This window comes from Streptomyces sp. NPDC007205 (assembly GCF_040634095.1).
In the GTDB taxonomy this organism is placed as follows: domain Bacteria; phylum Actinomycetota; class Actinomycetes; order Streptomycetales; family Streptomycetaceae; genus Streptomyces.
In genome coordinates this window covers 1-18,905 of record NZ_JBEYEW010000060.1, presented here as the reverse complement: position 1 = coordinate 18,905, position 18,905 = coordinate 1, and the positions used below count along the sequence as shown (strand labels likewise).

Here is an 18,905-nt window from a genome sequence, read left to right as displayed (position 1 = left end):
CTGCAGTACCGGCCCCACACTCTCGACGGCTTCATAGCGGGCACCGGCCTGACCTTCGACGACCCACCCTCACCCTGACGAGCTGAAGCCAGTAAAGATCTGCACGCCGTAAGTCACAGAAGAGGCGTCACATGATCAACGTCTGTTACTTACGTGTCGGACAGTAAGTCATGGTCCGCGTCCCCGGCTCGCACCGGGCGATCGAGGGAGTTTCCGGGACGTGAGAACGACGTGACGGGCCGTACCGGCGCAGCCGGTACGGCCCCGCTCGTTGCGTTCATTCGAAAGTGAGTACCGAACCATTGCTCGAAAGGATGCTTCGGCGGCGTGAAACCCCGGGACTCGCCGTTCCCGGTCAGGGGCGTCTCACCTGCGGACTCTCTTCGACGACGGGCCACAGCCAACTCTCGGGAGACGGACCGGCACCTTGGCCTGGCCGCGACTCGTAGCTATGCGCACATCCGCAGTCGGCGGCTTCCGGGCCTGTCACCGGCGTGCGCCGTCTCCATGTCTTGAGCTTGGCAAGGATCCGCGGGCCTGCCACCACGAGTTGGGCCCGTCGCCACGGGGGGGGGCAGGGCGACGGGCCCAACAACTGGGAGCGGCGCGTTGGATGCTCGCCGCCAATGGGCCAGGTGTCGGCGGCAGTGGCCCACCACGAAGTTTCAACCACCGCCCCTGACCCTCGACCCACCTATACAGAGACGACACACCCCCCATCATGACGGCGCCTGCGACTGCGCCGCGTCCCGCGTCAATCATCTGCCGGTGGCAGTAGCCCTCCGCGCGCCCGCCCCTGCCCGCCAGCCATCCCGACACGGGCAGCGGATCCCGCACCCGCGCCCACTCGGCATCACTCATGTCCAAGCCGTACCGGGGCCGGCGCTCCGGCCGGCGCCGTACCGGGGCCGGCGCTCCGGCCGGTCGGACGCGTGCGAGCCTAGCTGCTGGAGTTCTTCCTCGCTGTGGAACGGGCCTTCGGCTACAACACCTCCGAAGCCTCCCTGACCTGCCAAGGCCCTGGAAGGCAAGCAGCACCCCGACCGGGAGGCAATTCCACTACCTCAACGAGCAGGCCCGCAACCACCAGGACGGCGGTGCTCCGGTGATCAGTGTGGACACGAAGAAGAAGGAACTGATCGGCCCTTTCAAGAACAACGGCCGTGAATGGGAGCCGAAGGGCGAGCCGGTGCGGATCGATACCCACGACTTCCCCGACCGGGAACTGGGCAGAGCGGTGCCCTATGGCATCTACGACGTCGCCGCGAACACCGGCTGGGTCAACGTGGGCACCGACCACGACACCGCCGCGTTCGCCGTCGAATCGATCTGACGCTGCTGGAACGGCGCCGGCCGGGCCGCCTATCCAACGGCCGGCCGCTTGCTGATCACCGCCGACGCGTGCGGCACCAACGGGTACCGCACCCGCACCTGGAAGACCGAGCTCGCCCACTTCCCCCGAGACCGGCTTGGCAATCACTGTCTGCCACCTGCCTCCCGGCATGTCGAAGGGGAACCAGATCGAGCACCGGCTGTTCTCCCACATCACCATGAACTGGCGTCAAAGGCCCCTGACCAGCAACGAAGTCATCGTTCAGAGCATCGCAGCGACCACCCCCAAAAACCGGCCTGCCCGTGCGCGCCGGACTCGACACCAACCACTACCCCACCGGCATCCAGGTCAGCGACGACGAGATCGCCGCCCTGCCGATCACCCGGCACCGCTTGCACGGTGACTGGAACTACGTCCTCCGCCCCCAGCAGCGATGGACGCGGCGAAGACCAACAGCACCTCAGACCAGGCCCCGGCGAGCAGACCGCCTCACCTCACGCGGCGTTCACTGCAGGACCCAGAACTGACCGGCATGACCCGCCAACGGCTCAGCGAGCTCATCGGCGCGCTGGCTCCAGCGCTGGAGGTTCAACGCGAACAAGTGCTCCGCACAGGTCGCGGTCACGAGCGCCTGATGGCCCCCGGCACAGGTGCCAAAGCCAAGCTCACCCCAGCCGACCGGGTCCTGGTCACCATCCTCCACCTGCGCAAACTCGCGACCATGGACCTCCTCGGCCAACTCTTCGGCGTCACCGGCACGACCACAGCCGCGCGAAACAGGAAGTCCGCCCACTCCCGGAAGCACACGGCCACCACACCAACCCCTCCCGCCTGTGCCACCGCCTGCGCACCACCCCGCAGACAAAGGCAAGCGTCGCAGCAGGGACGAGCGCGACTTCATCACGCTGATCGACGGCGTCCACCAGCTCGTCAAAGCGCCCATCGTGCTGGTGTGGGACCGGCTGAACACGCACGTCTCCCGCGCCATGCGCGAGCTGATCCCCGAACATGAATGGCTGACGGGGTTTCTGCTGCCCGCCTACTCGCCCGACCTCAACCCTGTCGAAGGCGTATGAGCTCACGTCAAACGCAGCCTGGCCGAAACACGCCGTCGTCACCGTCGACCGCCTGGAATCGCTCGTCCGCAACCGGCTCAAGCGCCCGCAGTACCGGCCCGATCCCCCCTTTCGCGCGGACGTGAGCCGAGTCGAGGACCGCGCGGAACAAGTCCACCAGGCCCTGTTCTCCTGGAGGTGGAGAACCTTCTGGTGCAGCCGGCCCCCTACCCCGGCTCTGGACCAGATCAGAAGCCGGCGATGGACGGTCGACTTCAACGCGCCGGAGCACGGCGGCAGTGCCGCCAGGCACAACCGCTGACCAGCACGTAGACGATCGCCGCGAACACCACCTCATCATCCATGTTCGCGACCCCGCCGCCCTGCGGTCACACCCTCGCAGCAGGCAGCAACGGCCTCACCAACTCCCACAAACCATCCGGAACGAACCAACCCCACCGCCCACTACCCAAGTGGCGTTTCTCGACCGGAACTTGTACCTCAGCGATCAAGATTTGGCAACTTCTGTCACTGAGTGTTTATCTCGGTTCACCTGCCGCATGACGGCGGTACACATCACATACCCGAAAAGAGGAATCCACCTGATGGCTGAGCGCGGCTCCTTAGTCGCGGACGGCGCCGTGCCGTCCGAGCCGTCCGTGCGGGAGGAGATAGCCCGGATCATCGCCGAGGTGCTCCGACTCGACGACATCGCGAACGATGATGATTTCTTCGCTCTTGGCGGGCACTCCCTGACGGCCTCACAAGTCAGCTCCCGGATCTACCGGTCCTTAGGCGTCGAGGTGCCCCTGTCCGTGTTCTTCGAACGGCCCACCGTCCTCGGGCTCGCCGAGTACGTCACGGCCGGCGGCGCTGCACCAGGGTCGGCGGCGTGAAGGCACAGACCGAGCCCACCCCAGCGTTATCCCTGTCCTCCGCACAGGAACGGCTGTGGTTCCTGTGGCAGTTGCGCCCGGACGGTGACGAGTACAACGTGCCGGCGATCACGCGCTTACGTGGTCCTCTGGATCTTCCCGCGCTGCGCCACGCCATCGCACACCTCGCCGAACGGCACCAGATGCTGCGCGCGGTGTTCCAGACAGTGGACGGCGCTCCCGCGATGCGCATCACCGACCGCACCGTCGAGACCGTGGTGATCGACCTGAGCGCGACGCCGGCCGCGGAACGGGAGACGGAGCTGCAGGCGCTGGTGTCCGTCACAGCGCTCGCCCCGTTCGATCTGGTGAATGGTCCGGTGTTCCGGCCCACGGTGATCCGGGTCGCTCCCGACGACCACGTGCTCGTGCTGGCGATCCACCACATCGTGGTCGACGGCTGGTCCTTGGGCATCATCGATCAGGAGCTGGCGGCGTTCTACAACGCCGCTGTCGACGGCGAGGCCGACCCGGTACTCGAACCGCCCGTACAGTACGGCGAACACGTGCGGGCCGAGGGCGCCATGCTCGCGGGGGCCAGGGGCCGCGACGCGCTGGACTTCTGGCGCGGCCAGCTGGACGGTGCCCCGCCGTACTCCTCACTCGTCGGCGACCGGCCGCACCGCGCGGTCGGCTACGCGGGCGGGGTGCGCGGTGCAGATCTCGATACGTCGCTGTGCTCGGACATTCAGGCTCTCGGCCGTAGCCACCGGGTGACGCGGTTCCTCACGTTCCTGGCCGCGTACGCGGCGCTGCTGCACCGGATCACCGGGGACACCGATGTCGTGATCGGCGTCCCCGTCAGCGGACGCACTTCGCTTCAGGTCGAGCGGGTCGTCGGGCTCTTCGTCAACATGCTGCCGATGCGTGTGCGCGTCGACGCATCGACGACGTTCGCCGAGCTGCTCGTCTGCGTGCGCGATGCCTTTGTAGCCGCGCATGCGCATCAGGACTTGCCGTTCCAGCAGGTGGTGGAGGCGCTGCAGCCGAAGCGCGCGGGCGGGCGGCACCCGGTCTTCCAGAACGTCTTCGCCTACGAGGAGCCCGCCCCGCTCGGCTCCGGTCTTTCCGGGCTGGTCGCATCACGCGTCAGCCTGCCGATGGACACGGCGAAGTTCGAGCTCACGCTGCACGTGGAGTGGCTCGGTGAGCGGGCACGCAGTGCGTTCGGCTACCAGAATGCGGTGTTCGACGACGCGACCGCCCTGCGTCTGGCCGAGCGCTACCGCACACTGCTGTCGGACGCTGTCGCGACGCCGGACAAGCGCGTTTCGCGGCTGCGTCTGCTGGGTCCTGACGAGGAGCGCGCCCTGCTGACCGAGTGGTCCGCGGGCGGCCCCGGAACGACCGGCCGGGTGGACCACGCTTTCGAACGGCAGGCCAGCGCGCGCCCCGACGCGCCGGCCGTGCGCGCCGGTGTGCGGTCGGTGAGCTACGGCGAGCTCAACCGGGACGCGAACCTGGTCGCCGGCGCACTGCGCTCGCTGGAGGTGCCACGGCAGGCCGTGGTGGCCACATGCCTGCCCCGCGGCGTGGGCCTGGTCACGGCGCAGTTGGGCATCCTCAAGGCGCAAGCTGCTTACCTGCCGCTCGATCCGGCACACCCGGCGGGCCGGCTGACCGCCGTCGTGAGCGAGGCCCGCCCCGCGCTGGTGATCACCGACCGGGAGCACGCCGAGGCTTTCGCCGACAGCGGCGCTGCCGTGCGCACGCTCGATGAGCTCCTGACGGAGGGCATCGCCGGTGAACCACCGGTGCCCGGGAGCGACCCGGCCGACCTCGCCTACGTGATCTACACATCTGGCTCCACCGGACGCCCGAAGGGTGTGATGGTCGAGCACGGTTCGCTGAGCGGGGTGCTCAACTGGTACCGCGCCGAGTTCGGCCTCGGGCCCGGCGATCGTACGGCCCTGCTGGCCGCACCCGGCTTCGACGCGGCGGTGCTGGACACGTGGGTTGCCCTCACCACCGGCGCCACGCTGGAGATCCCCCCGGCGCCGGCCCTGCTGGACCCGGTGCAGCTGCGGGACTGGCTCCTGGAACGCGAGGTCACCGGCATGGTGCTGCCCACCCCGCTGGCCATCGAGCTCGCGCAGCTCGACTGGCCGGCCGAGGTGCCGCTGCGTTTCATGCTGGCCGGTGGCGACCGGCTGCCCCCGGTCACCGCGTCGCTGCCGTTCCGCCTGGTGAACGCGTACGGCCCGACCGAGTGCACGGTCTGTGCGACCGCGGGCACCGTGTCCACAGGGCCGCACGCCTCGGATCTGCCGTCGATCGGGCGGCCGGTCAGCGGCGTCACCTCCTACGTCCTCGATGCGGACATGAAGCCGAGTGCGGCCGGTGTGCCGGGTGAGCTGTACCTCGGTGGGCCGTGCGTGGCCCGGGGTTATCTCGGCCGGCCGGATCTGACGGCGGAGCGGTTCGTCCCCGATCCTTACGGCACCGAGCCGGGGGCGCGGCTCTACCGCACCGGCGACCGCGTCCGCTGGCGTTCGGACGGCAGGCTGGACTTCCTCGGCCGCACCGACCGGCAGGTGAAGATCCGGGGATTCAGGATCGAGCCGGGCGAGATCGAGCAAGCCGTGCTCGATCTGCCGGGGATCGCCGAGGCCCTGGTCGAACCGGTCGCGGCCGCGGGCACCGATCCGCAGCTGGTGGCCTACGTCGTACCGGCCGGGCCGGACACAGCGGCCCGCCCGCTCGACGCGGCGGCCATGCGTGAGCTGCTCGGCCGGCGGCTGCCGACGTACATGGTGCCGCAGCGGTTCGTGGTACTGGATTCCTTCCCGCGCACCATGAACGGCAAGATCGACCGAGCGGCCCTGCCGGCCGGCGCGCCGGCCCCGGTGGGCCGGCTGCCCCGGACCCCCATGGAACGCACGGTCGCCGAGGTCTGGGCCGACGTGCTCGGTCACGCGGCGATCGGCGTCGACGACAACTTCTTCGACGTCGGCGGACACTCCATGCGGCTCGTGGCCGTGCAGAAGCGGCTCGCCGGCCGCCTGGAGCGGACCGTACCCATCGTCGACCTCTACGAACACCCGACCGTGGCTTCACTCGCCCGGCACCTGGACGGCACGGCTGCCGCCCACGGTGCGGCGCCGCCACAAGCACAAGGGCCGGCACAGACGGCCGAGAAACTCAGACAAGGCACAGCACGGCTCCGGGCGCTGCGCGCCAAGAACCGTCAGGCGGAGACGAAAACACGATGAACGACTTAGACCTCGATGTCGACACCCACATCGCCGTCATCGGCATGGCCTGCCGACTGCCAGGGGCCAACAGCCCCGTGGAGTTCTGGGCAAACCTGGTCGACGGCGTCGACTCGGTCCGGCCGATCCCGGTCGAGGAACGCCGGTCCTGGGGTGAGGATGAGGCATGGGCCGCGGACCCGCGCCATGTGGCGATGCACGGACTGGTGGACGGTGTCGGCGACTTCGACGCCGAGTTCTTCGGCTGCACGCCCCGGGACGCGGCCGTGCTCAACCCCCAGCAGCAGATGTTCCTGGAGTGCGCGTGGGAGGCCCTGGAGCGGGCCGGATACCACCCGGGTGAGGTACCGGGCCCGGTGGGCGTGTACGCGGGTGCCGGCCGCAACGGCTACGGCCGGATCGTGCTCGAACGGCCGGACCTGCTGCCCGGTGTGGACGTGATGGCCGCGACGATCGCCAATGAGCCCGAGCACCTGTGCACCCAGGTCTCCTACCGGCTCGGCCTGACCGGCCCCGGCGTCACCGTGCAGACGGCCTGTTCGTCGTCCCTCGTCGCGGTGCACGAGGCGGCCCGGGCGCTGCTGGCAGGGGACTGCGACATGGCGCTCGCCGGCGGGATCACCATCCGGCTGCCCCGGGTCGGCTACCGCTACCAGGAGGGCGGCACCATGTCGCCGGACGGCCGCTGCCGTACCTTCTCCGCCGACGCGAAGGGCATCGTCGCCGGGGACGGAGCCGGCATCGTGGTGCTGCGCCGCCTGCAGGACGCGCTCGACGACGGCGACACCGTGCACGCGGTGCTGATCGGCTCCGCGGTGAACAACGACGGCCGTGACCGCGCCGGGTACACCGCGCCCGGCCTGCGCGGCCAGACCGAGGTGATCCGCCTGGCGCACACGGTCGCGGGTGTCACTCCGGAGAGCATCGGCTACGTCGAGTCGCACGGCACCGGCACGCCCGTCGGCGATCCGATCGAGGTGGCCGCACTGACCAAGGCCTTCACCTCACCCTCCACCCGCCCGGGCAGCGTCATGCTCGGCGCGGTGAAGTCCAATATCGGCCACACGGACACCGCGGCGGGCGTGGCGGGTCTGATCAAGGCGACGCTGGCGCTGGAGAACCGGTTCGTGCCGGGCAACTTGCACTTCACGGAGCCCAACCCGCGCGTCGACTTCGCCTCGGGACCGTTCACCGTGCCGACGGCCGGGGTCGACTGGACCGCGGCTGACGACCGGCCGCGCCGCGCCGGCGTGAGCTCGTTCGGCATCGGCGGCACCAACGCCCACGTGGTGCTGCAGGAGGCCCCGCGGCGCACCGCGGAGCCCGACCCGTGGCCCGTCCACATCCTTCCGCTGGCGGCCCGCACGCCGACGGCGCTGGACGCGATGGCCGAACGGCTCGCCGCGCACCTCGCTCGGCATCCCGACCAGCCGCTCGCCGACGTCGCCCACACGCTGCAGACGGGCCGTCAGGCGTTCCCCTACCGACGCTTCGTCGTATGCGCCGACCACGAGTCCGCCTCAGCGGCGCTGGCGGGTGCGCCGTCGACCGGCCGGGGCGCGGTCACGGCCGCGGAACCGTCGGTGCTCTTCCGCCTGCCCGGCACGGATGTGCCGGCTCGTGTGCTGCTCGACGAACTGGCAGCCGTGTTCCCGGTCTTCCGGGTGGCGGCGGACGAGTGCGCCGCGGCGCTGAGCGGTCACGACGGCGAGCCCGCCGCGCTGTTCACACTGCGGTACGCGCTGGTGCAGCTGTGGCAGGACTGGGGTGTACGGCCCGACTCGTGGCACGCCGAGGGTGCCGGTGAGCTGGTTGTCGCCTGCCGGTCCGGCGCGATCGACCTCGCGACGGCCGCTCGCCTGCTTCGCGGGCAGGAGGGCGAGGAGAAGGTGGTCGAGGTGCCGAGCCGTGCCGAGGAGGCCGGCTCTCTGGTGGTGGACCTGCCGGAGACCGGTCCCGGCGGTGCCGTGGCGGCCCTGCTGGCGGCGGCCGGGCGGTTGTGGCAGGCCGGGGCGCCGGTGGACTGGCGGGCCGTGGCACGCGGCACGCGTCGCCGCCGGGTGCCTCTGCCGACGTATCCGTTCCAGCGCCGGCACGTCGCGATCCGGCCGGCCGCCCCGATCCCCGTCGAGACGACGGACGTGGCCGGTGACGAGCAGGCCACTCCGGCCGAGACCGCGGGATCTGCGCAGTCGACGCAGCGGCCACAGTCCGTCGCCGAGCGCTTGAGCGTGCTGTTCCAGCAGGTGCTCGGGGCCGGGGACGAGAGTGCGGACTTCTTCGAGCTGGGCGGCGACTCACTGGCCGCGGTGCAGCTCGTCGCTCTGATCGAGGAGACCTTCGGGGTGACGCCTCCGGTCGACGTGGTGTTCGACACGCCGGCCGTGCCGGACCTGTCCCTGGTCATCGAGGGTCTGATCGCCGAGGCCGCGGCGGAGGCATCGTGACGACGCAGTGGCCCACGTCGTTCGCCCAGCGCAGGCTATGGCTGCTCGACCGGCTCCACAACGGCAACGGCGCGTACAACCTCTACGCCGCGATGCGCCTGCGCGGCGAGCTGGACCAGGCCTCCCTCGAGGTCGCACTGCGGGGAATCGGGACCCGCCACGACGCGCTGCGCACCACGTTCCGTGCCGTGGACGGTGAGCCCTTCCAGGTGGTCGATGACGAGTTCACAGGCGAGCTCGGGTTCCAGGACCTGTCCGGGCTTCCCGCCGCCGATCGTCAGGCGTGTACCGAGGAATTCCTCCGTGAGGCGAGTGGGCGGGGCTTCGATCTGGCGCGCGGCCCGCTGGTCCGCTTCGATCTGCTTCGCTGCGCGCGTGACGAGCACATCTTCACCGTCGTGGCCCACCACAGCGTGTGGGACGGCTGGTCGGCCGGGGAGTTCCTGTGTGAGCTCTCGGCGCGCTACGCCGCACACCGTGCGGGCCGGCCGATCGAGCTGGAGCCACTCCCGCTGCGGCTCGGCGAGCACGCCGAGCGCCAGCGGCGCGAGGCGGACGACCCGGCGCACAAGGCCGGGCTCGCACGGTGGACCGAGCGGCTGGCCGGTGCGCCGGGTCTGCTGGCCCTGCCGACCGCGTTCCCCCGTCCGGCGACTCAGGGATGTGCCGGAGCCTCGACCGACCGGCCGCTGGATCCTGGCCTGTGGGACCGGGTCGCGCGGCTCGCGCGGCGGCACCGAGCGACGCCGTTCATGGTGCTGCTGGCCGGGTTCTCCGTGCTGATGGCACGGTTGGCCGGCACGGACGACGTAGTGATCGGCAGCCCCAGCGCCGGGCGCACGCGCGCGGACCTCCGGCCCCTGATCGGCATGCTCGTCAACACGCTGCCACTGCGGGTGGACCTGTCGGAGGATCCGACGTTCGAGACCGTGCTGAGCCGGGTGCGCCGTACCGTTCTGGACGCCTTCCGCGATCAGGACGTGCCGCTGGAGCTCATCGTGGCCGGCTCCGGTCTCGACCGCGCCGCCGGACACGATCCGCTGTTCCAGGTGATGTTCTCGCTGCAGCAGCCGCTCACACTGCCCGAACTGCCCGGCCTCTCCGTTGAGTTGGTGCCTGTGCCCACGGCAACGGCCTTCACCGACCTCTGGCTCGACGTGCGCCCGGACGGCGAAGGCACCACCAGCGTCACGTTCCGGTACCGCACCGAGTTGTTCGACGCGGCGAGCATCGAACGGATGGCCGATGAGTTCGACACGCTGGTGCGGGCCGCCGTCGACGCACCGGACACACCCATCGCAGCGCTGCCCATGCTGGACGAACGGCAGCGGGACGTCCTGCTGAACGATTGGTCGCGCACCGCACCGGTGCATCCATGGGATGTCCCGGTCCAGGAGCGGATCCGCTTGCAGGCCCTGCGGGCCCCCGACGCCACCGCCGTCGTGTACGGCGACACCCGGCTGACGTATGCCGAGCTCGTCCGGCGAGCGGAGGGCGCGGCCGAACGGTTGCGCGCGGTGGGCGGCGCCGGCCCCGACGCGGTCGTCGGGATCTGCCTGCCCCGCGGTTGCCCGCTCGTGGTAGCGGTCCTGGCCGTCCTGGCCACCGGCTCGGCCTATCTGCCCCTATCGCCGGACGACCCGCCCGCGCGACGTGCCGGCATGCTGCGCGACGCGGGTGCCACCCATCTCCTCACCGCCGCCGGGCATCACCTGTCCGGCGTCGAAGATCCGGCCCTGACAGCCCTCGCGATCGACGACGCCGATGCTCCCGCCGACGCCGTGCCCGACCGGCCCTGGACGGCACATCCCGAGGACCTGGCCTATGTGATCTACACGTCCGGGTCGACCGGCAGGCCCAAGGCCGTCGCGGTCGCCCACCACGGTCTGGCGAACCGGGTCGCGTGTATGCAGCACACGCAGCAACTGACCGCTGAGGACCGGGTCCTGCACAAGACCCCGTACACCTTCGACGTCTCGGTCTGCGAACTGCTGTGGCCACTCACGGTCGGAGCCCGACTCGTCATGGCCGAGCCGGGCGGACACCGTGACCCGGGCTACCTCGTCGATGTGATCGAACGGGAGTCGGTCACCTCGGTGCACTTCGTGCCCCCGATGCTCGAAGTCTTCCTCGATCGCCCGGATCTGCACCGGTGCGCCTCGCTGCGGCGTGTCCTGTGCAGCGGTCAGATGCTCACCGCGGCGGTTCGCGACCGGTGTCTCGAACGTCTGCCGAGCGCGCGCCTGGTCAACATGTACGGGCCGACGGAGGCCTCGATCGAGGTCACCGAATGGGACTGCGGCGTCAAAGACGACCAGCCGTGCCAGACCGGCGTCACGCACGGGACCGGCGTCCCGATCGGCCGACCGCTGGCCGGAGCCGAGGTCTACGTCCTGGACCGGTGGCTCAACACCTGTCCGATCGGCGTCCCCGGCGAGCTCTACCTCGGCGGCGTCCCGTTGGCACGGGGCTACCTGAGCCGACCGGACCTGACCGCGGATCGGTTCGTTCCGCACCCGTACGCCGACAGGCCCGGCGAGCGCTTGTACCGCACGGGCGACCTGGTCGCCTGGCGGGCGGACGCGGCATTGGACTATCTCGGCCGGACCGACCAGCAGCTCAAGATCCGTGGTTTCAGGATCGAGCCGGGCGAGATCGAGAACCTGGCCCGGGCCCACGTGTCGGTCGCCGCCGCCGCGGTGCATGCGACCGGCGTCGATGGGGCCGAACCCCAGCTCGCGCTGTACCTCGTGGCGGCCGACGGCCACACGGACGCGGAACACATGAAGGACGAGGTCCAGGCTCTGCTGCGGGACGGGCTGCCGGACTACATGGTGCCGCGGCACGTCATGATGCTGCCGGAACTGCCGCTGACCACAAGCGGAAAGGTGGACCGGACCGCCCTCCCGAAGCCCGCGCCCGATGTGGACCTCGGCGGCCGGGCCGCCCCTGCCGACGGCACAGAGCGGCTGCTGGCGGGGATATGGGCCGGGGTACTCGGTCTCGCCGAGGTCGGCGTCACCGACGACTTCTTCGAGCTCGGCGGCGACTCCCTGCAGTGTGCCCGGATCGCCCAGCGCGCCACCGACGCGGGCATGCCCATCGGCATCGGCGACGTGTTCCGGTACCCGAGCGTGCGCGAGCTGGCCACGCATCTGCGACACGAGGCCGGGCGATGACCGCCGCCACGGCACGCACTGGCCGCTGGCTGCTGCGCTTCCCGCCCCGGGCCACGCCCACGGCCCGGCTGCTGTGCGTGCCGGGGGCGGGTTGTACGGCCGCGATGTTCCACCCGTGGACCACACTGGTGCCGGACGACGTCGTCGTCTCGGTCGTGCAATTGCCCGGCCGCGGAGCGCGGTTGCGGGAGACGCCCATCGAGCGGATGAACCCGCTGGCTGACGCCGTCGCCGCGGCCGTGCGGGAGGGGCCCGGGCTGCCGACCGTTCTGTTCGGGCACAGCCTCGGCGCACTGATCGCGTTCGAGGTGGCGCGGCGCCTAGTGGCCAGGCCGGAAAACGGCAACCTGATCGCTCTCGGCGTGGCGGCGCACAAGGCGCCGCAGCTGGGATCGGCGGGCATCGAGCCCGAGGAGGCCACGCCGGAGCGGCTGGTCTCGTTCGTCGAATCGCTCGGTGGGACTTCCGGCTCCGCCTTGCGGGACCCGGAGATCCGCCGCATGCTTCTGCCTGTCCTGCGCGCGGACCTCGAACTGGACCGCACGTACCGCTGCCTCGCCGGTCCGGCGCTCACGCTACCCCTGCACGTGTACGGCGGCCGGACCGATCCGCTGGTGACCGAGCCGGAGATCGAGGCATGGCGCGATCAGGCCGGAGGCACGTTCCGGCTGCGCTGGTTTCCCGGCGGCCACTTCTTTCTCACCGGTACCGGCGCGACCGCGCTCGTGGCCGACCTGGTCGGCCTGCTGCGCGCTCCCTCACTGCGCAACTGAGCTGCCGAGCAGCCGAGCAGTCGCATTTCTGAACCTCTGAACTTCTGAACGAGAGAACCGAGATCCCATGTTCGACGACGACGAGCGTCGCTTCGCCGTGGTGCGCAATGACCGCGGCCAACACTCGATCTGGCCGGTCGACCTGACCGCTCCGGCCGGCTGGTGGCAGACCGGGTTCACCGGCCGGCGCCTCGACTGCCTTACCCATATCGCCCAGGTCTGGACCGACCTGCGCCCGACGCGGGAGGACGGCGGCCGATGGTGACCACCGACGAGAACGGGGAGCCCTCACAGGCCCAGTCGGCGGCGCCCTGTCTGCACGATCTGTTCACCGCCCAGGCCGTCCGCGGGCCGGACGCACCGGCCCTCATCGACGTCGAGGGCGTCGGCCGGGTTGTGTCGTATCGCGAACTGGCCGGGATGTCGGATCGGCTGGCGGCGGCGATCCGCGCGCTGATGCCGGAGGCGGGCGGCCGCGTGGGCCTGTATCTGCGGCGCGGGCCGCACGTGGTGGCCGCGATCCTGGCGGTCTTCAAGGCCGGCTGCTCCTACGTACCGCTGGATCCGGGGTACCCGGCGGACCGCGTGAGGTTCATGGCCGAGGACAGCGGACTCGGCCTGCTGCTGACGGATCCCGGCATCGACGCCGGGCTCGTCGTGCCCGGCGTGACCGCCCTCGAAGTGACGGACACGCTCCTCGAAGGGCGGGAATCCGCGGCAGGGCCACCATCGGCACTGCCCGCCGTGCCGGTCACGCCGGAGGACCCCGCGTACGTCATCTACACCTCCGGCTCCAGTGGCCGGCCCAAGGGAGTCGAGGTGCCGCACCGCGCGGTGACGGCGCTGCTCGAGGCCTGCGACGAGGTCTTCGATTTGACGTCCGACGACGTCTGGACGATGTTCCATTCCCATTGCTTCGACTTCTCGGTGTGGGAGATATGGGGCGCGCTGAGCCGGGGCGCCGCGCTGATCGTCGTACCGACGGATGTGGCGCGGTCGCCGGAGTCGACCCTGGAGCTGATCGTCGAGCAGGGCGTCACGGTGTTCAACCAGGTGCCCTCGGTCTTCCGGTACCTGTCCCGGGCCGCTCTCGCGGCCCAGAAGTCCGCACCCGAATTGCGCTACGTGATCTTCGGCGGCGAGAGCGTCGACCTTCAGGCAGTGCGCGACTGGCGGACCGTCAATGGCGGGACCACAGCCTTCGTGAACATGTACGGCGTCACCGAGGCCACGGTCTTCTCGACGTTCCACCACCTCACGGAGGCCGACCTCACCCGGGAAGGCTGCTCGCCGGACCCCGCCCGCACGATCGGCCGGCCTCTCGCCGGCACGACGGCCTTGCTGATGACCGAGGACGGCAAGCCCGCCGCGCCCGGTGAGATCGGCGAGCTGTACCTCGCGGGCGACCAGCTGGCGATCGGCTACGTCGGGCGGCCCGCTCTGACCTCCCAGCGGTATCCGGAGTGCGGCGGCCAGGACGAGGTGCCGCGCCGCCTCTACCGCACCGGCGACCTGGCGGTGCTGCATCCGGACGGGACTCTGGAGTTCGCCGGACGCGCGGACGACCAGGTCAAGATCAACGGCTATCGGATCGAGGCGGGCGAGGTCGAGACGGTGCTGCGCGCGACCGAGGGCGTCGGCGAGCTCGTGGTCGTGCCGGTCGACAGCCGCATCGGGGAGCGGATTCTCGTGGCCTGCTACACGGCCGCGCAGGGCGTCCGGCCGCAGGAACTCAACCAGCGCCTCGTCGCCCGGGCGAGGACCCGGCTTCCTTCGTTCATGGTGCCGGCGCGCTTCGCGCACCTGCCAGCGCTGCCGCTGAACGCATCGGGCAAAACCGACCGCCGCGCGGTCGCCGAGCAACTGAGCGGGGCGTGAGCGTCCATGGCTGACGTGCCGCTGAACACCGCGACGCCGGACAGCGTCCCGCTGTCGGTCAACCAGGAGGCCATGTGGGTCGGCTGGCAGGTCGCCCCCACCGCGCCGACGCATGTGCTGCCGTACGCGTTCGCGGTGAGAGGCGAACTGGCGATGCCACGCCTGCGCCGGGCCGTCGCCGCACTCGGGGCGCGGCACCCGATGCTGCGCGGCCGTGTGGTCGCCGACCCCACGGGCGCCCGGCTGACCTGGGGCGACGCCGAGCCGATCCCGGTGATCGAGCGTGCCGTGACCGGCGGCCGCGAGAAGGCCGTGCTCGCGGCCGCCCACGGCACGCCGTTCGATCTCGGTCACGGGCCGCTGGCGCGCCTCGAGATCCTGCACGGCCCGGACTACACGGTGCTGCTGTTCGTCGTGCATCACATCGTCTTCGACGGCACGTCCGTGGTGCCGTTCCTGCTCGACCTACGGCGGGCCTACGCGGGCCAGGACCTCGACGCGGTGGACGACCTGGCTCCCCTTCAGATCGCGGTAGGCCGGGGCCGCGCGTCGTGCGACGGGCCTGAGGGTGCCGACGACCGTGCCTTCTGGCGCGAACTGCTCGCCGAACCGATCGGACGGCAGACACTGACGAGTCGTCGTCAACTGACTGATGGTGAGTTCCACTTACTGAGCCTCGGCATCGGCCAGGAACTGGAGACGCGGGTGCGCGACCTGGCTGGTGAGATCCGGGCGTCGTACTTCACGGTGATGTTCGCGGCGTTCTTCCTCATGCTGCGCCACCACGCCGGTCATGACGACCCGATCGTGTCCGCGCCGTACCACGGACGGACCGATCCGGCTCTGAGGCACCGCGTCGGGTACTTCGTCAATGTGCTGCCGTTCCGGCCACGGCCGAGCGGATCGCAGACGTACCGGGACTACCTGATCGGCTTCCGCAGCCATGTGCGTGAGGTGCTGGCCCATCACGCCCTGCCGCTTCCCGCACTGCTGCGCGCCGCGTCACTGACCGGTCCCGGAGCGCACGCGCGCACCCACGAGACGGTGTTCCAGTACTGGAACACGACCATCGACGACCGCTTGGACGTGCGCGACATCGAACTCGCCGCTCCCGAGGGCGCCTGTCGACTGGAGGTGATCGACGTACTCGACGTCGCCGACTACACGCTGACCGTCATGCTGCGCGAGGACAGCGCCGGCAGCACGATGGTGTGGAAGGACCCGAACGGCCGGTTCGGCGACGAGATGCTGCGGCGTCTGTCCGACGACTACCTCTCCCTGTTGCGCGACATGGTGGAGCGCCCGGACGGCACGGTGGCGGACGGCACGGCCCACCTGTCTCCTTCCTTGTCACTCAGTGAGCCGCCACTCGGTGAACCGCTACCGTCGCGCGGCGGACCAGTGCCGATGCCCGACGCGGCGCCAAAATCCCCACGCGACGTGGACCCGGAGATCCTGAGGGCGGTCGCCGCCGTGTGGGAGGACGTGCTCGGCCTGCTGTGCGTGGCGGCGACCGACTCGTTCTTCGAACTGGGCGGCCACTCACTGCTGGCCACGACGCTCGTCGACCGGATCGCGCGGCGGCTGAACGTCGACGTGGCGCTGGCCGACCTGTTCGGCAGCCCGCGGCTGTGCGACCTCGCGGGCATCGTTCAGCAACGCATGTCCGAGCGCGGCGACAAGCGCGCCGCGCCCGATGACCGTACCGGCCCGGTGCCCGCCTCCCCGTTTCAAGAAGGGATCTGGCTGGCCCAGCGCATGGACCCGGAGCACGCCCGCTATCACGTGCCGCTGTCCTGGGCGGTGGACGGCCCGATCAGCGTCGCGGCGCTGCGTGCCGCGCTCACCGACCTCGTCGCCCGGCATGAACTGCTGCGCAGCGGTTTCGTCGAGCGGGATGGCAGGCCTCACCTGAAGGTGCTGCCGCCGTGGACGCCCGACCTGGACGAGGTCGACATCCAGGACGCCGGGGAAGCCGAGTTCGACCGTGCCGTCGCGGCGTGGTGTGAGGCCGCCGCACGGACGTTCTCGGTCACGGGTGGCCGATTGCTCCGGGCTGCTCTTCACACGGGCCCCGGCGGCCGACGGACGTTCTCGTTGTGTGTCCACCACCTGGTGCTGGACGGCGGGTCGGTTCCGGTGTTCCTGCGGGAGCTGCGCAAGTGCCATCGGGCTAGGACGGATGTCGCCCCGCGGCGTCAATACGGTGACCTGGTCGCCTTCTGGGCGCAGAACCGGCCGGGCGACGCGGAGTTCTGGCGGCAGCGCCTCGACGGCGCACCCAGCACGCTGGACCTGCCTGCGCCGCACCGGCCCGGGCCACACGGCCGGTTCACCCTTACCCTGCCGGCCGACCTGACGACGCGTCTGGCGCCGGTCCGCGCCGAGCACCAGGTCTCCAATTTCATGATCACGGCTTGTGCGGTCGCCGTGGCCCTGCATCGGCAGACCGGACGCAGGGACCTGACACTCGGTTTCCCGGTCGCGGGCGGCCGCCCGCCGGCCTACCGCGATGTGATCGGCCCGAGCATGAACACGCTGCTGCTCCGCACGCGGTGCACCCCGCGGACCACGGTGACCGAGCTGCTGCGACAGGTGCGTGACGAGATCGTCGCAGGCATAGCCCACCAGGACGTGCCGTTCGAAAACGTCGTACGCCGGATGCGGCCGCCCCGCACACCGGGCCGGACACCGTATCTGGACGTCCTGGTCAACAGTGTCGACCAGTCAGGCTGGTCGACGGATCTGGGCACGGCACGGCTGACGCCGCTCGCGATCGGCGACCGCATCGATGCCGACAGCAAGGTGCCCGTGACCGTCACGACGACCGTCACCGGCGACGGGACCCTGCGCGGCAGCCTGGCCTACCGAGGGGACCAGGTCGACCGGGCCGTGGCCGCCGACCTGGCGGCCACGGTGAGCTCGCTGCTGTCCGACCAACTGTCCGCTGCCCTGAAAGAACCTGTATGTGTGCTCCCCCCGACCGGGGTCGAGGTGACGGCGTGACCACCGACACCGCCCCCCGTCCGTTCCGCTTCGGCGTCAACCTCACCGCTGCCTCCACGCGCCAGGCGTGGCTGGACAAGTGCCGCCGAGCCGAGGCATTGGGCTACGACCTGATCGTCGTGCCCGATCATCTCGGTGTGCTCGCGCCGTTCCCCGCTCTGGTCGCCGCCGCAGCGGTGACCGAGCGGCCGCGCCTGGCCACGTACGTGCTCAACTCCGGGTTCTACAATCCGGTGCTGCTCGCGCGCGAGGTCCTCACGACGCAGCTGGTCACCGGCGGCCGGCTGGATGTGGGCCTCGGCGCGGGACACGCGAAGGACGAGTTCGACACGGCCGGCATCCCCTGGACGAGTGCCGGAGCGCGCGTGCGCCGACTGGCGGAGACGGTGGCAGAGCTTCGGCGGATCATCGACGATCCGAGCCTGCTCGGCTGGTCACGGGCGGTTGAGCCACCGCGGCTGATCATCGGCGGCCACGGTGACAAGGTGCTCCGGCTGGCCGCCGCGCACGCCGACGTCGTCGCCTTCGCGGGAGCCACCGCGGGAACCGCGAACCTCGCGGGCGCGGACGCCATGGCCGAACGGGTCGCGTTCTTCGAGGCGGCGGCAGGAGACCGGTCAGCGTCGATCGAACGCAACATCCTGGTCCAGGCCGTCCTCGTCGCGGCGGACCGGCAGCGGGCGATCGACACACTACGGCGGCGTGCCCCGCATCTCCCGGAGGCCCACGACCTCCAGGAGGTACCCACGGTGCTCCTCGGATCCCCGGAGGACATCGCGGCCACGCTGATCGCCCGCCGGGAGCGGTACGGCATCTCCTCGATCTGCGTACACGAACCGGCGATGGCTGGCTTCGCGCCCGTGATCGAGCTCCTCTCGGGCCAGTGAGCCCTTCCGGCCCGTCACCGACCGGGCGATGTGATCCGGCGGCGGAACAAACGGCGGAGCGGACTTAGACGGTGTCCTATGTGGTGATCGCTCGTTGGTCCGTCTATGGGGCGGGGTACGTGGAGTTGGATTGTTCCGGACGGGCTGTGGGAGATCGCCGAGCCGCTGATCCCGCCGTCGAAGGTGCGGCCACAGGGCGG

General features: G+C 70.6%; 10 protein-coding genes and 3 pseudogenes. 12 read left to right on the top strand and 1 reads right to left on the bottom strand.

Annotated features, from left to right (window positions below):
* Positions 1-1,011 precede the first annotated feature (1,011 nt).
* Positions 1,012-2,096, top strand: a pseudogene (locus tag ABZ624_RS39310) (ISAzo13 family transposase); the annotation flags it as partial.
* Positions 2,097-2,166: 70 nt separating this feature from the next.
* Positions 2,167-2,409: a transposase gene (locus ABZ624_RS39305; RefSeq protein WP_360099790.1), complete on the top strand. Its 243-nt coding sequence runs from the start codon at positions 2,167-2,169 to the stop codon at positions 2,407-2,409.
* 103 nt (positions 2,410-2,512) lie between these two features.
* Here ABZ624_RS39305 and ABZ624_RS39300 read toward each other — a convergent pair.
* Positions 2,513-2,861 (bottom strand): annotated as a pseudogene (locus ABZ624_RS39300) (transposase); the annotation flags it as partial.
* 132 nt (positions 2,862-2,993) lie between these two features.
* Here ABZ624_RS39300 and ABZ624_RS39295 point away from each other — a divergent pair.
* The 10 genes and pseudogenes from ABZ624_RS39295 to ABZ624_RS39250 all read left to right on the top strand — a co-directional run.
* Positions 2,994-3,284 carry a phosphopantetheine-binding protein gene (locus ABZ624_RS39295; RefSeq protein ID WP_360099788.1) on the top strand — a complete coding sequence of 97 codons (291 nt, stop codon included), beginning with the start codon at positions 2,994-2,996 and terminating at the stop codon, positions 3,282-3,284.
* Positions 3,281-6,535, top strand: a complete 3,255-nt coding sequence (locus tag ABZ624_RS39290) for an amino acid adenylation domain-containing protein (protein ID WP_360099786.1) — start codon at positions 3,281-3,283, stop codon at positions 6,533-6,535. Before ABZ624_RS39295 ends, ABZ624_RS39290 begins: the two co-directional genes overlap by 4 nt.
* The gene (locus ABZ624_RS39285) at positions 6,532-8,982 is read left to right on the top strand and encodes a beta-ketoacyl synthase N-terminal-like domain-containing protein (protein WP_360099784.1); all 2,451 of its coding nucleotides are present in this window, start codon (positions 6,532-6,534) and stop codon (positions 8,980-8,982) included. The genes ABZ624_RS39290 and ABZ624_RS39285 overlap by 4 nt, the downstream gene beginning before the upstream one ends.
* On the top strand, positions 8,979-12,161 hold the full coding sequence (locus ABZ624_RS39280) for an amino acid adenylation domain-containing protein (protein WP_360099782.1): 3,183 nt from the start codon (positions 8,979-8,981) through the stop codon (positions 12,159-12,161). Before ABZ624_RS39285 ends, ABZ624_RS39280 begins: the two co-directional genes overlap by 4 nt.
* Positions 12,158-12,934, top strand: coding sequence for an alpha/beta fold hydrolase (locus tag ABZ624_RS39275; protein ID WP_360099780.1), 777 nt, complete (start codon positions 12,158-12,160; stop codon positions 12,932-12,934). Before ABZ624_RS39280 ends, ABZ624_RS39275 begins: the two co-directional genes overlap by 4 nt.
* A 67-nt stretch (positions 12,935-13,001) precedes the next feature.
* On the top strand, positions 13,002-13,199 hold the full coding sequence (locus ABZ624_RS39270) for an MbtH family protein (protein WP_360099778.1): 198 nt from the start codon (positions 13,002-13,004) through the stop codon (positions 13,197-13,199).
* Positions 13,193-14,812 (top strand): amino acid adenylation domain-containing protein, encoded by a 1,620-nt coding sequence (locus ABZ624_RS39265; protein WP_360099776.1) that lies wholly within the window; start codon positions 13,193-13,195, stop codon positions 14,810-14,812. Before ABZ624_RS39270 ends, ABZ624_RS39265 begins: the two co-directional genes overlap by 7 nt.
* A 6-nt stretch (positions 14,813-14,818) precedes the next feature.
* A complete protein-coding gene (locus ABZ624_RS39260) occupies positions 14,819-17,818 on the top strand; it encodes a condensation domain-containing protein (protein WP_360099774.1) in 3,000 nt (999 codons plus the stop codon).
* Positions 17,815-18,705 carry a TIGR03621 family F420-dependent LLM class oxidoreductase gene (locus ABZ624_RS39255; RefSeq protein WP_360099772.1) on the top strand — a complete coding sequence of 297 codons (891 nt, stop codon included), beginning with the start codon at positions 17,815-17,817 and terminating at the stop codon, positions 18,703-18,705. Before ABZ624_RS39260 ends, ABZ624_RS39255 begins: the two co-directional genes overlap by 4 nt.
* A gap of 105 nt (positions 18,706-18,810) precedes the next feature.
* A pseudogene (locus ABZ624_RS39250) lies at positions 18,811-18,905 on the top strand (IS5/IS1182 family transposase); the annotation flags it as partial.